Genomic DNA, 15,392 nt, shown 5'->3' on the forward strand with positions numbered 1-15,392 from the left:
ATATGCCGACTTCTGAGCAAATAAAGCGTATTCGCAGCGATCCGGATGCGCTTGATTTTGATACCCTCAGAAAGGACGCACTGTCATTAATCCAGCAAATAAGCGGAGATAACTGGACCGACTATAATTTACACGATCCGGGTGTCACCATACTGGAACAACTGTGTTATGCCTTGACGGATCTATCGTACCGTTGTGAGTTCCCAGTAAAAGACTATCTTGCCGCCAGTAACAACACAATTGATTATGAAAAACAGGCGCTTTTTCCGCCGCATGAAATCCTACCGAGTTCGGCTGTTACCGAATTGGACTATGAGAAAATTCTATATGACGCGGTGCCGGAAATCGACCAAATCTGGTTCAAGCCTTATCAGCCCGAAAATGGCGAAGTTGCCGGTCTATACAACATTTATGTGAAAATCGACACGGATCTGCTGCAAGCCCGGACACAGACCGTTTCTGAGTCTGAAAAACAAAAAAAAACCATTAATCAGATTTGTCAATTACTGGATCGTTTGAACCGGTTGTACGGGTTGACCGATCAAATTACTGAAAGCCTCCACATCAGGCAGAATGCGTTGAAACGATGGCAGGATCGAATTAACCGGTCTGAGCAAAAAATACAGACTGAACCGTTTGCATCGATTACGCTATTAATTACAAAATCCGGCGAAGTTTTACTCGAATTGGAAAAGCAATTATCCGGCCTGACCGATTTGCGCAATCAACTGGATGCAATCCAGGAGACTTTGGTCAGGCAGTCGTGCAATCCTGAGGGAACCGGTCAGTTCGGTGAGCAGTTAACTCTGTTAGAGCAATTATTCGATGTACCGTTACCGATTGTAGAATTTGAACAAATTCTTTCCATACTGGATTTTCCGATAAAGAAACTGAACGACCTTATTGTTGTTCTGGAAAATGTTTTGCCCCGTTTGACGACACCCTTAAATGATTTCGCGGTATTTTTAAGAAACCGGATTGACGATTTGAGAAATGTCACAAAGCTGTTGATGTCATTTTATGAAACTGGCGTTAAGAAAAAAATTCTGCAAGTTTATTCGGCCAATCGCGGTCTTGGCGAGGATGTTCACAGTATAGAAGTAATTGAAACAAAACCTTTTTTTATGGTTGGCAAGATAGAAATACATCCGTCGTATATACCGGCCAAAGTCTACGCGGAGATTTTTTTTCACTGCTCACGCTATATCTCGTCAAGTATTCAGATTGAACACTATGGGGCTGTGTTAACCGAGGATAAAAACTATGAACGGGTTTTTACTGGACCGCTGACACAACACGGCTATATTCGTGATGAATTCCTGGAAACGCAGCGAAGCACAATTACGGTTATGGATTTAATGACGCAGATCAGAAAAATCAAAGGTGTTGTACGCATCCAGAACCTCAATTTGCTCGATAAAACAGGACGCCGCTATCTGGATCTGGATTATCAATTGTCACAGCATTATTTTCCTGCCCTGTATTTTTCAGATGTCGAAAGCAATGCACAGCAATTACATTTAAAGTTGCCGCAAGATGAAATCAATCATGCAGATCCTGAAACAATTACTTTGAAAAAAAATGCCGCTGCCAAAACTGCGGTATTTTATGACGAGTTCAACCGTGAACTGGAAAAGCTGGTTTTTGAGTATCACGCCTTCAGACGCAATTGCCAGCCTTTTTCCCGATTTATACCGTTACCTCAGGGTCGATCGCGGCAATTAGACCATTACTATTCAGTTCAGAATCACTTTCCAGCCATTTACGGTATCAACAAGTATGGTATTCCGCGCTCAAAATCCCTTGAAGCGCAAGCAAAAGTCAAACAACTCAAAGCTTATCTGTTTCCCTTTGAGCAACTGATGGCTAACTTTTTACAGGGACTGCAAGAAATTCCGGAACTGTTCTCTGTGAACGGGGCCCCGGAAAAAACCTATTTTTCCCAGTTTCTGGATAATTCCAAAATCCCGGATATAGAAACGCTCTATACCGATCGTGCGCAAGACAAACCATCCGCAATTGATGACATACTTCGACATTATGATGATTATGGCAAGCGAAAAAATCGGCTACTCGATATTTTGCTGGCGTTATATGGCGAAGTCTATGAACAACAGCAACTGCTTCGTTTCAATTATTACCGTCCTGATGATGCGGATAACTGGATTATTGAACAAAAAATCAATTATCTGAAGCATATCCGCGAAATTACCCGTGATAGAGGAAAAGGATTCGATTACTGCCGACAATCTTTAGCAACGCAGTCTGATGGCCAGCGGACAATGGAAATTTCATCAGCCTTGCACGCTAGAATCAGTTTGCTTCTAGGATTAAAATGTGATGGCAAACCCGGATTCGTGACGGCGGTGCTGAGTAGCAGAAAAAGCCGACTGGTTTCCGATCAAATGATGGCCGGAAAGGTTAAGTATATAACCGAAAAAAAACAAAGTGAGGGCGTTCCACCCATTGCGGGTTTCAAATCTTCCGGTATAACAATACCTTCCCGGCTGCCAGTGTTCAGTTATTCGCTTTTCAAGGAAGGCCTGAACCTGGAAAACTACCGGCTTGTTCGGTCCGGCCCAGAGCAAGAGGAAACAACAGTATGCTTCAGATCCGAACAGGGTGGCAGATTATGGATACTGGCAAAAGAATCTACTTTTTACGGCGCAGCAAGATATGCGCAGCAGTTTTGCAGTACGCTAAAACAATTAAATGAAGCCAGTGAGTATTTCTATATGATTGAGCATATTCTACTGCGTCCGCGCGGCCGCGAACCGCTAACACTCAGTCATCATTCGGCTGACACCGTTTTTTTTCATTACCATGTCAGTTTTGTTTTTCCAAACTGGACGGCGCGTTTTTCTGATATTGCATATAGAAAGTTCGTTAAGGAAACTGTTCAAATGAACTTGCCGGCGCATTTGTTCGCAGATTTTTATTGGCTCGATTTTGCACAAATGCAGGATTTTGAAGCACGCTATATGGCTTGGCTCGGTTTTATACAGCAATTAACGCAAAATGATGAAGCGACACTGTTTCCTCAACTTGATCAGGCATCTGAAAAAATTATTTCATTTTTAAAGGAATATAAACAGGACGCAGATCGTGATTACTGGCTCTGATAATGGAACTGGGCATATCATCGAGGAAGTTGTTTTGGACTTTGTGTTCGATTCAAGTGTTATTACAGATGAACATGAATCGCTAATGAGTACATGGGTTGTTGACAAATTGTTACCCACGGTGGAAGCCGCCTTGGACGAATATGATGAGAAAGGAAAGGTTTTACGCATTGAACGGATAACAATCGATCTGGGAGATATTCCCAGTTCCAATAGTGATTTTTTAACACAAATTATTCCGCCTTTGTATGAACAACTCATCCTCCAGTTAAATAGAGCCCGAAGTCTGGGCAGATCGATAACACCATCATCCCCGAAACTGACGCAACCGGAAGGCCATCAATACCAAAAAGCATCGGCAGACGGGATGACAGTGCAACAGATCAACCCATTTCAGTCAGACCTGGAAATACTGGATCACTTTCTGGCGACAGGCAACATGCCCTGGCATGTCGATGCATCAAATTCATGGGCGCACGAAAAGCTTCTTGAACGGGTATTGCTCGATGCAACAGGAGGTGCTGCACTGCGCGCGCTGATGGTCAAAATACCATCGAACAGACGCGCAGCTTTTGTCAGTCGTCTGGTCAAACAATATTCAAACAGGGCGCTTGAAAAAATACTCATTCAAATCGCGCCAAAACAGCATGAATTGATGCTGGATCTGACCAGAGCATATCAATCCGTTTTGTCTGTATTACAATTGCCGACATTGCAGCAGACCGCTGCAATGCAACAACTATGGGCGCAAATTTTTAAGGCAATTGCTGGTCATGCACATGCTTTGGATTCATTCGATTTTTCCGATGCAATCCCGCAAATTCTGCAAAAATTGACCACCCCTGATTTACTTGACCAGAACGCTCTGATTGATGAATTGATTTTTTTGTCGAAAAAACATCTTAAAGACAGCCGGTTACCAATTATATTAACCGCTTATGCCCGAAAATCGGAAGCAGGGCAGAAGTCTATATGGAATTTTCTGCAATACTTCAAAGTAACCAAAACATACGGTGATCAGAAAACGGTTAATGACGGTGAGTCGCTATTCGGCAAGACGGTATTAATGTCTGAAAAAGATCGTCATCTTTCTTATTCGACTGTGTTATTCAAGCAGATTAAAGCCGCGTTGCAACAAACAGAAATCAATGAAACTCGATTGTTCCTTGAAAATTTACACGCTGCAAATTCTCTAACAATTCAGAAACAGTTATTTGAAATGCTACAGGATAAGGTGATACGCCAAAAACTGATTGCCGGACTGCCATCGTTTATCCTGATTGATATTGCATACCTGTTGTCAGTGCAAGCGGCTTTAATTATCGAACAATTGCTGCTGCATGCCGTGAAATTTCACCAGCTCACCGCCGACAGAAATCACATGACTATTGCAGAATGGGAACGGCAATTCTGGGAAAATGCGTTGAGCTTTCTGGTTTCTGGATCCCTAAAAACTTCGTTCGAGGCGACACACTTTGTGCAGGCGCTTGTACGAATGATACCTGACGATGAAGAAACTGTGACCGTGCTGGATAACTGGCGCGAAATTTTAGTTAAAGCGCAGCAGCAGGAACATGGCGCATTGCAAAATATTTTTTTTAATGCTATTGCAACATTAAAGCCTGAAACCCGGGAAATCCCGACAGCCCAGGAAAAAAATTTGATTACAACAGGCTTGGCGACTGATCCAAATTACACCCGGCGGCAGCCCGAAGCAACGGTGGAGACCGATTCTTCAAAGCAAGCCAACCCTGATCAGACAAAAGCAACAAGACAACAATCAGTCGCTCAATCCGCTGCAGATTTAACATCACAGTCATTTAAAGCATCGACTTTTTCGTACGAAATTGCGAGAGGGCAGTCTGCAGATCAAGATAAAGCGCCAGTATTGCAATCCTGGCCAGAAGTTTTGCAACATCAGGATCACCAAAACAAAGTTGGGACGAACACACTACGCAATATTATTCTCGATGCTCTATCGACGGATTCATCTGTATCCCGAAGTTTCCTTGCCAATCAGGAAATAAAATTGATAATCGCCGCACTGGAAACCGATTTTGTTGCACAACGGCAACGGCTTGAAATGGCCAGTGAAACGGGCGGTTTGGCGTCTGAGGAATTGCCGGATGAAATGCCGAAAGCTATTGTTCATGCCGTGTTGAAACATGATCCGGCATTAACTGATGCCGACAAGCAAACGTTTATTGAAGCAATTGAATCCCATGCTCGGAAGGCTGGAAGCCGTTCGTTCTATTACCAACAGGTCATGGAAAAATTACTGTCCGGTGAGACGATCAACCTGGAGGAAATTGCCTCACGCGCTGCGCGACATGATTTGCCCCGGACAGATAGCGATATTGCGCTCAATACTGAAGTTGCAGAAAAAAAACGGCCAGTTCAAAATAAAAAGACCGGTACTGATATTCTTGAACGTATCCAGTCCGCTTTAAAGCAGTTTGCAGAAACAGGGGCAGATGTGCAGATTTGGCAATTGCAAACGACAGATATTCCATCGGCCAAAAAACAGTTATTGAAGTATCTCAAGGATAAGGCGCAGCGAACACAGCTGATATTGCGGTTGCCGCAATCAATATTGCTTGATATCAGCTATGTTTTGTCGCCACACACAGCGATCATTCTGGAACAACTGATGCTGTACTCCGAAACGTTGCACAATAAAACCCCAAACAGGCTTCATCCCGACGTTGCCGGATGGGAACATCAGGTATGGAAAAATGCGCTGGTTTTTTTTGTTCATAAACCGCCAAAACATTTATTTGAAGGTTTATTTGATGCGGCAAGCTTTTTGCATGGATTGGTAAATAACCTGTCTGGTGAAAATGATACTGCGGCGATCCTAAGAAATTGGCACGAGATCCTGAAGCAAGAACACGGGCATGAAAAAATCGTATTGCGCAATGTTCTTGTTGAAGCGATTTCAGCATCACACGCTACGCCACAGAGTGACTTGTCCGGTGAGGGAATGCGGCAAATAGTGGATACATTAACGCGTGACTATGAACGGGGTTATCAGCAACTTGAAACCGCCTTTCATTCCGGTCAACTAACTTTAGGGAAACTAACCGAAAATGAGCTGAAGTCTATGATTCGGGCACTGCTAAAACATAATCCGGCATTAACCGGTGACGACAGTCAAACATTTATAAATGCCATCGAAACCCATGCCCATAGGGCCGAAAATATTGCCCTGTATTATCAGCAAATACTGGAAAAACTGCTACGCGATCAGGCTGTCGATCTTGAGTCCATAGTATCCCGGTCTGTTGACGTGAGCGATCCAGTACTCACCGTGACTGGTTTGAAACAACCCGTTATACAATCAACTTCGGCTGCAGCGGCCATTTATCACCGTATCCGTTCCGCTTTGATCCAATCCACGATAACCGGAACGGAGCTGTTTTTACAACTATTGCCAGCTGCCAACGCACAGACGATTCAAAAACATGTGCTGGATTTGCTACAGCAGACGGAAGTACGTACACAAATAATTGCAAAGCTGCCTAAATCCATTCTGTTTGATATGATTTACTTGCTGTCGCCCCAGGCAACCCTGGTTATCGAACAGTTGTTGTCAAATGCTAAAATGCTTTTTCAATTCACGCCAAAAAAGCATGCTGCACGTATTGATGAATGGGAGCGGAGAATCTGGGAAAACAGTTTTAGTTATCTTCTCGCCTTACCCATCATTGATGCATCTGCAGGCCGCCTAAACACAGTGGCGTTTATTCATACGGTGATCGATAAACTGTCTGAGAGCAAAGACAATATTACTGTTATCCAATCCTGGCATAACGCCTTGACAAAAATGCACGGTGTTGAATATGGTCAAGATCACGGAACGCGTATACTCCGGCACAGTATTGAAACATTGCTGATGCAACAAAAATCCGGTTTAGAGCGAGAACCTGAACGGTCTTTTCATCCCCAGCCATTAAAAATAAGAAACGACAATGTTGCCGAATACGTATTGCCAAACAAAATGGCGGAAATGGATAATGAAGTTGACGACGGCGATGAGTTCTATATTCACAATGCGGGGCAAGTGCTGGCGGCGCCTTATTTGCCGCAGCTTTTCAAGCTGCTGGGTTTAATTGAAAAAGGCGTTTTTGTTAATCGGTCAGCAGCCGAACGTGCTGTACATTTGTTACAGTTTATGGTGAATGAAGAGACGCGGTCTCCCGAATATCAACTGTTGCTAAATAAACTACTGTGCGGTTTATCGACTATCACCCCGATCAGCAACGAAATAGAAATCAGTCAGCATGAGCAGGAAACAATAGAGAATTTGATACAAGGCATGATTCGGAACTGGAAGACAATTGGAAACACTTCAGTACAGGGATTGAGAGAAACGTTTCTGCAGCGTAATGGACACTTATTGCTGAAGGATAAAATGTGGTTTCTGACAATTGAACCTGGGCCATTTGATATGTTGCTCGATCAATTGCCCTGGAGTTTTTCAGTTATTAAATACAACTGGATGGAGCGGGCAATTCATGTTACCTGGCGCTAATAATAACTTGGTTTTATCTCAACCTGAAGAAAACCTTAATGCCGCAACACTCGAAAAAGAGATTGTATGGTTTAAAAAAGTCATGACAGCACGGTTTGATCTGTATTTCGAACGGAACACCGATATCAAGGAAATCAGCACGATAGCACCGCCCGATTTGGCGACAGACTTATCAGAATTTGCACAAATCATCAAAAAATTCGACATGGATTTTGATGAACGCATAATTGTTATTCTGGCGTTATTGCCACATTTACAGCCGCAGGGGCTCGATTATTTTTTATTCAACAATAAGGATCTTGCGCGCGGTTTTACCGAATTTGGCGGTTGGCGGGGGAAACACCATAGCGGCTTTTTACCCACTTGCGAAACGGCGGTTTTCATACTCGCAGGTAACGACTTAACCCGGCGTTTTCAGGTTTTGCGACTGTTTCAGGCTGATTACTACCTGTCAAAGCAGGGCGTAATTAAAGTCACGCATGCGACGAATGGAGAACCCTTTTTAAGCGCAGCATTGACGATGACTACTGAATATCTGGGCCGGATGACGACCGGAAAAAGTCAAAAGCCCGATTATGATATTCATTTTCCAGCAAAACATATTACAACGGCATTGACCTGGCAGGACCTGGTGTTAAGTGCCGAAATCATGGATGAAATCGAAAATATCAACGCCTGGTTGCAGCATTCCGAAAAAATTCTGCAGCAATGGGAATTGGGCCGGAATATCAAGCCCGGTTACCGTGCGTTGTTTTACGGTCCACCGGGAACTGGAAAAACACTGACAGCAACATTAATCGGTTCCGCTGCGAATATCGACGTGTATCGTATTGATTTGTCCATGGTGGTTTCCAAATATATCGGTGAAACAGAGAAAAATCTCGCCAACGTATTTGATCAGGCTATCAACAAGAACTGGATATTGTTTTTTGACGAAGCGGATGCGTTGTTCGGTAAACGAACCCAAGCCAGTAATTCCAATGACCGTTACGCCAATCAGGAAATTTCCTATCTGTTGCAGCGAATTGAAGACTACCCAGGCGTAGTTATTCTTGCGACCAACCTAAAAGCCAATATCGACGAAGCATTTTCCCGTCGTTTTCAGACTTCAATTCATTTTGCATTGCCGGATACCGAACAACGCCTGCAATTATGGCAGGGCATGTTTCCGGAAAGCAAACGATTATCGCCAGACGTGGATTTAAGTGTGTTGGCCAATAAATATGCCATATCAGGCGGCGCGATTACCAATGCGGTGCGCTATGCTGCCATACAGGCGGTTCGAATGAAACGGGAAACCATTACCCAGGACGATCTCATCAAAGGTGTTACAAAAGAGCTGTTGAAAGAGGGGCGAACACAATGAAAATGCGCTTGTCAATAATCGTGCACCTCTGGCTTGCCTTGATAACCGGCTGCAGTGTTTCTTTGCTGCATGCAAATGAGAGTCTGCATTACGAACTGGATTACGACCAGCATTATGACCGGCTGCTTGACCGGTCTGAATTTATCCGCCTGGACAAGACTGTTGTTCAACGAACACAACAAAACCTTGCCGCGATTTACCAGGACGATTTCAGTTGGAAAAGAGATGTACAGTTGAGTAAGCAACCGCTTACTGACGGCGTCATCGGTCCGGTCACCTTATTCTGGTTGCAGCGTTTTGCCTTTGATTTCAAAATTGAACCGATAGGCGATTATGTCAACAGTCTGATTAACAGGGTGGAAAAGATAGCCGAGTTTTCCGATATGTTTCCCGAAGAAGCTTCTGTGCTGCTGATGCCTGATTTCGCCGACTGGAATGACAGACTGCCCAGTATACAGCGTGATCTGGATTACGAAATAAGGCGCTCAGGTTCGCATCAGGCGCTCCTAGATCTGGTGTACCAATACCGGGCGCTGACTGAGCCATTTCAGATCGGCGCCACCCTCGATTATTCCGTGTCGCCGCTGTATTACTACCAATTGACCGCAGAAGATTTCCAGTTGCTGCAAAACAAGGAAAAAATGATCGTGGAGTTGCTCAAACTGGAAAACAAACCATTCGAGAATTTTTCACTGCTCGCGGAAGCAGTTTCAGAAGTCCTGCAAGCCTATCCCGATTTGGTGAAAAGGCTGTTACCCGCAATCAAAAGATTTTACAATAACCAACCGCTGATTATTACGCCGGATTTTATCGCTTTTCTTAACCAGGCGATAAGTGGCGACCCGTCTGTATCTTCGTTGAATGCTGTGCTCGCGGAACTGCTGGAAAAAGAGCTGGCTGGAATCGCTTATCCGGCTCAGGATCTTTTTGATAAAGCTGCTCAGGCCAGAATTCATTCCGCTCTAGGGGCCTGCAATACGCTGATATTACATAGTCAATATACCCAGAGACTCAGGTTCGTGGACGAAGACTTTTTAAGTCTTGAAACCGATCTGCTGAATAACCGGGAATACTATGGCATGCCCGATATTCGCAAACACCTGAAATTAATCAATGCGTTGCGTCAACGCTCTGGCGCATGTAACGAAACGGAACAGCACGATGTCAACGCATTTGTCACCCAATTGTATGCGAACGTCGTTCAGCCGAGCATCGCGCTGCTGTACAGAAAAAGACCGGTTTTCGATGCAAACACAACCTTTGAATGGGATGGTAACGGTTGCGGGTGCGTACTGGACAAGTTATCAGGCACTGTTTACGGTTTTTATCCTTACTGGCAGGCGAATAATGAAAAACAAACCGTTAATTTCAGCGTCCTGTCCAGAGTGGCCTACTATGGGTTGTCTTTTGAGGCTGGCGGCGCCATCGTTCACGCCAACGATGATCACAATCACTTCGATCTGAAGCGGTTTCTGAAACAAAATCCTTTCGTGAAGGCCGTGCGCAAACATGATAGCAAGGTGGACTGGGTCATTCACAAAGACCGTTCCTATTGGGAAAAAACATGGAAATTACTCGATTCAAATCAGAAAGCCAATATTTTTTCTACACTGGCAGACGAGCTGTTTCAATTATTGACTGAACCGCTTGAAGAAGATTTTGCGCGATGGTCGTTTGGACTGGTGCCAGCGGCGACACGGGGCGATGGTGTTACGCTTGATTTCCGCGGGTTTCCGATAGATGCAGTATCGGTTGATCTGCTGAATAATCTCTATGATGACCTGACAAAAAGACTGAATGCTGCGGGCGGCGATTATTTCGTGAACATCATGGTTGTGCAATCGGAACTAGGGGTAGGGTTTTATCAGTATTTTAACCTGATTGAGCGAATCTCGGGCATTCAGCCGAATGACGCAGCGACTTCTTTTCAGCAAATCGACATCCGGGACGATCTTAAGGCCAAGATTCTGGTCCTGATCGAGGAACCTACCACCAAAGCAAAAAAGGAATTGCGCCTGAATATCGAAAATGGCGGTTTGTACGGTATTTTAAGGGGACTGTTGCTGCGTAATATCGTGCCGGTAATCGAATTCGATGGCCGCAACTGGGAGCAGCTTGAAGACGATATTGTGTATTTCAAGGATAATTTTGGGGGCGCAGGATTTTGGGCCATGCCTATGAATGAGCCTGAAATGCCGGCTGAGATGTCCGGCCGCTGTGAGGAATTAAAAGCGATCGGCGGTTGCCTGGTCAGGCATTTTCAACTCGCGGAAAGAGATGGTCAGCCGGATTCGTTGCTCGACAGGTTTGTCTGCGAAAACCGCAAAATTTTCTGGCTTGCGCTGATTCTGCTGACCGTGTTATCGCTCGTTTTACTGATCAGCTACCGTCGTTCATGCCGGCTTCAGGGGAAATATCAGAATCTTTTTATTATCAGCATCTTTGCATCCATTATTCCGGCGCTGATTGTGGCATTACTGCTCCTGCTGTTCGACCCCATGCTCGAAACGCTCGCTGAAGGCAATATACCGTTAATCGGTGTGGTTTCAATCGGCGCCCTGGGTAGCATTGTTTTTTACCGGAAACAGCAGCGGATGTCAAAAAAACCAACCCGGCCCAGGTAATAACGGGAAACTGAAGTGGCCCCGGTTATTTGGCCACCAAAGTCTGGCCGGCAGCTGGTATCAAAAATATATCTGAAGACATCGTGATTATGTACGACTGGGACAGAATAGGCGCCTGCCTTGATTCTGATAAACTCGGCTGCATCTGCTACGGCAAATCGTCAGAACACCTCATGATACCGAAAGAAACTTGTCAACTTGCAGCAAAGTATGGATGGTCAAAATTATAGTTAGCTTTGATTACCTGTTACACTTTCATATCTTTTAGATAAAAATACAATAAATCTTAAAATATGCGTATGCTTAGTTTTTTCACTAAATTTGGGCTTTTTACTCTACTTACTGCAGCAAGTACGATAGTTGCTATAACTGGCTTAGTGACTTACCTTTTGCTAACTGATGAAATACAAACAGTTAATACTATAAATTTTAGTTCAGATGGTACGAATGTAGAACAGTATACCGACCCAAATGAAAACTTGAAAGAATTGCTTAAGATTGCAATACCATTTAGTATCTTTGTTGCTGGTACCGGCTGGATTGTTATCTATTTGCAAACAGGAGGATATCGCAATAATGTTAAGATGTCTAACATATCTCCTTCTATTGAAGATTATGGCCATATTAAGGAGTATTGTAAAAAACTTATAGACTCTAGAACCGCTGAAATATTTAAAATTCAACATGAAATAGATGAAATTCACAAAAAGGTATCACTAAATTTAGAATCAATAGATCCGGATGAGAAAAAAGAAATAGTTGATCAATTAAAATTAGAGTTACTTGAAAAGTCAAATGATGAAGCCTTTAAGGAGTATTTTGATTCTATTGAAAGTCGAATTGAAAAATTTAAAAAACATGAGAATTTAGATGAAATTTTTTTAAGGATGTTAGGCAGACTTGATTCTGAAATAAGCACTTTAGGTAGAAGGGGTAATTTAAATCTTGCTTTGGGTATTATAACCACCTTATTAGGGTTAATCGTTCTTGGATATTTTGTGTTAGAAATTGATTCTATACCCGAAGATAAAGTAGCATTTTTAGCGTATTTCTTGCCAAAGTTATCTCTTGTTGTTCTTATAGAGATATTTGCGTTCTTCTTCTTAAAGTTATATAAGGAAAGCTTGTCAGAAATCAAATATTTCCAAAACGAAATTACCAATATTGAATCTAAATTTTCTGCACTTAAACTTGCAATGTGTAATGACAACCAAGATACTACTACAAGTGTAGTATCAACATTACTAAATACTGAAAGAAACGCTGTACTTAAAAAAGGACAAACAACTGCAGAGATTGAAAAAGCAAAGATCGAGCAACAAAACATTTCTACTATTTCAGAAAAAGTTTCTAAAATAATTGGCACAAAATAGCAAAGTAATAATCCTATTTTTCGAAGTGTAAATTTAGTTTTCAATAGAACGTAAATATAATTTTTATCATTTTATAAATATGTTCTCGAAGTTATATAATCACTATTGGTTTATTCGCTATGCTCGCAACTCTAGCGCAAAGCGGCGATATTACCGTTATGTCGAGAAGGAAAAAAAACGCCTGCTTGTTGCAGGCATTGATCCGGAAGAATTGCGACTTTTATGTCGGCATCTTGATAATCTGCGAAACAGACACGCCGGGAACGCCTCGAATAATACCGGAAAAAGCACAAAGCAATTTCATAGCTTTTCTCCATAATATTACATAATATAAATTATTAGCAATATTGCGTAGGTAGTATTGACGTGACCCGTTAACTTTTATCCAAGTTAGGGAGTGCTTAAAACTCCACAAACCAAGGTTATATAGAGTCGGAATTTTTTACACTCCACAGGAATTACCATGCAGCATCAAATATAACAATTTGATAACAAAAGGATATTAATCCAGGTATGATTTTTGCTTTTTTATCTGTGTAGCAATACAACAAATTAAAATTATTAATATATACAAGGAGCGTTATGAATAAGTCGTTAAGTGGCGTGCTTTGCGCCGGAATTTTTTCTTTAGGAATTGTTGCACCAGTCAACGCAGTTCCTGTTGATTTATCTTCATGGACAGCAGAAGGAGGCGGAAATTGGACTTTGCAAACCGGAAATAATGCTGTTAAACAATCACTGAATGGTGACCCAACTGTGTTCTACAATAACACGAATAGCCAAGGGTTAAAATTGTCAGGTGAAATAACGGTACAGACTACTGGGGATGATGATTTTATTGGTTTTGTACTTGGTTATAATGCTGGTGATTTAGGAAATTCATCATCTGATTATTTGCTCATTGATTGGAAACAAGCAAATCAAGGTGGATTTTTTGGTGGAACTGCCTTGGCTGGCCTATCAATATCACGTGTAACCGATGTACTTCCTGACGGTGCAGGAGCATGGTTACATAGTAGTGCTCATGGCGTAGACGAACTTCAACGGGCAACTACTCTTGGTAGTACAGGGTGGCTAGACAATACAACTTATCATTTTGATTTAGTATTTACATCATCATTAGTAGAAGTATTTGTAAATAATGTAAAGGAATTGAGTATCACAGGTTCTTTTAACAATGGTTCTTTTGGTTTTTACAACTATAGCCAAGCCCAAGTGCTTTATGCAGGAATAGAAGAAACGGTTGCCCCACCACCTACAACAGTCCCAGAGCCATCTATATTGATTCTACTCGGTATTGGATTAATTGGGCTTATGAAGTATAGAAGGACATAAATAAGGAAAACTTAACTGAATAATCTATTAACGCCTCCATGCAGTAAAGGGAGGCCTATTATTACTGCTTATCACCTGGTATTTTACGGTGAAGATTGTACCGCATTGTTTTATGGTAGTAGTTTGTTTCGGCCAACACCTGTTGTCCAAGCTCACCATCTGGTATCAGCCGACGTTCGGGCTGCGCCAATGGATCAAAATGAGCGGTTATTCCGGCCTCGGTTTTATATCGACTGAATCCGTCTACGACCACAGGTCGTTCACTATTGGACGCTTTATACCAGGCAAGGGCAAGTACGTGGAATATGGGACGTGCATGCTCTCGCGAAGCGCCATGCCCCAGTACTCGAAGCACCAGCGACAGACATCGGTACTGATTGCCGGCGCAAGATTTACAAGTAAAGGTGCTTTCATCTTGATACTCCTTACACTGATTCAATGTGGAGGAAATCTGGGTACTGGCAGATTGATTTGGATATTTCACCAAAGAGTGAAGCAAGAAGACACAATGCAGCATTGCAACTTGGATATGGTCTATGATGATACGTGACACATTGGATTAGTACGATTTTCCGTCTATCAAGTATTATATAACCTGAGGTTTTTTTGAAGGTGTGTTAATTCAAGTATGCCCAAAACAGTATGCAGTAGAAGAAGCTTTCAGGCGATGATCAGAATTTCAACTTGAATATAATATTTTTATTTGGAATTTTCTAGTGGAAACAATTTAGAATGTATTTCGTGTAGCGCATAAATTTCCTGCATCACTTCCGGGGGAAAGCCACCTCTTTTACGTTCTGAATCAGTAACGAACAATTTGTTTATGAAAGGATAAAATTCTGGATATCCCCAATGCAACTGAATTTTATCTGCAACATGCTTGAAGTCTCTATCCAGAACAGATTCATTATTTTTCAGGTAATTATTAAACTCTTTGATTTGGGCTCTTAAAGTCATTCGTATACTCTCTGAAAAAAAACTAAAAATTAAATTAAACCAAAAAAAACAATTTTTCAGGCGATGAAAACATCTATAAAA

Annotated in this window: 9 protein-coding genes; 7 read left to right on the top strand and 2 right to left on the bottom strand. The window is 42.5% G+C overall.

Annotation, left to right across the window (positions count from 1 at the left end; translation table 11 throughout):
• Positions 1 to 2: 2 nt before the first annotated feature.
• From MRK00_13990 to MRK00_14020, 7 genes are all read left to right on the top strand, one after another.
• Complete coding sequence (locus tag MRK00_13990; GenBank protein MDR4518476.1) at positions 3 to 3,122, top strand: hypothetical protein; 3,120 nt, start codon at positions 3 to 5, stop codon at positions 3,120 to 3,122.
• Complete coding sequence (locus MRK00_13995; GenBank protein ID MDR4518477.1) at positions 3,106 to 7,656, top strand: contractile injection system tape measure protein; 4,551 nt, start codon at positions 3,106 to 3,108, stop codon at positions 7,654 to 7,656. The genes MRK00_13990 and MRK00_13995 overlap by 17 nt, the downstream gene beginning before the upstream one ends.
• Positions 7,640 to 9,022: an ATP-binding protein gene (locus tag MRK00_14000; protein MDR4518478.1), complete on the top strand. Its 1,383-nt coding sequence runs from the start codon at positions 7,640 to 7,642 to the stop codon at positions 9,020 to 9,022. Before MRK00_13995 ends, MRK00_14000 begins: the two co-directional genes overlap by 17 nt.
• Positions 9,019 to 11,646, top strand: a complete 2,628-nt coding sequence (locus tag MRK00_14005) for a hypothetical protein (protein MDR4518479.1) — start codon at positions 9,019 to 9,021, stop codon at positions 11,644 to 11,646. Before MRK00_14000 ends, MRK00_14005 begins: the two co-directional genes overlap by 4 nt.
• Before the next feature lie 299 nt (positions 11,647 to 11,945).
• Positions 11,946 to 13,019 (top strand): hypothetical protein, encoded by a 1,074-nt coding sequence (locus MRK00_14010; GenBank protein MDR4518480.1) that lies wholly within the window; start codon positions 11,946 to 11,948, stop codon positions 13,017 to 13,019.
• A 119-nt stretch (positions 13,020 to 13,138) separates the two neighbouring features.
• Positions 13,139 to 13,348: a hypothetical protein gene (locus MRK00_14015; GenBank protein MDR4518481.1), complete on the top strand. Its 210-nt coding sequence runs from the start codon at positions 13,139 to 13,141 to the stop codon at positions 13,346 to 13,348.
• Between the two features lie 253 nt (positions 13,349 to 13,601).
• On the top strand, positions 13,602 to 14,354 hold the full coding sequence (locus MRK00_14020; GenBank protein ID MDR4518482.1) for a PEP-CTERM sorting domain-containing protein: 753 nt from the start codon (positions 13,602 to 13,604) through the stop codon (positions 14,352 to 14,354).
• A 61-nt stretch (positions 14,355 to 14,415) separates the two neighbouring features.
• Here MRK00_14020 and MRK00_14025 read toward each other — a convergent pair whose 3' ends face one another.
• Positions 14,416 to 14,709, bottom strand: coding sequence for a hypothetical protein (locus MRK00_14025; GenBank protein ID MDR4518483.1), 294 nt, complete (start codon positions 14,707 to 14,709; stop codon positions 14,416 to 14,418).
• Positions 14,710 to 15,053: 344 nt separating this feature from the next.
• Entirely contained in the window at positions 15,054 to 15,311 is a 258-nt protein-coding gene (locus MRK00_14030) for a hypothetical protein (GenBank protein MDR4518484.1), read from the bottom strand.
• Between the last annotated feature and the right edge of the window lie 81 nt (positions 15,312 to 15,392).

The sequence above is a fragment of the Nitrosomonas sp. genome (assembly GCA_031316255.1).
Taxonomy (GTDB): Bacteria; Pseudomonadota; Gammaproteobacteria; order Burkholderiales; family Nitrosomonadaceae; genus Nitrosomonas.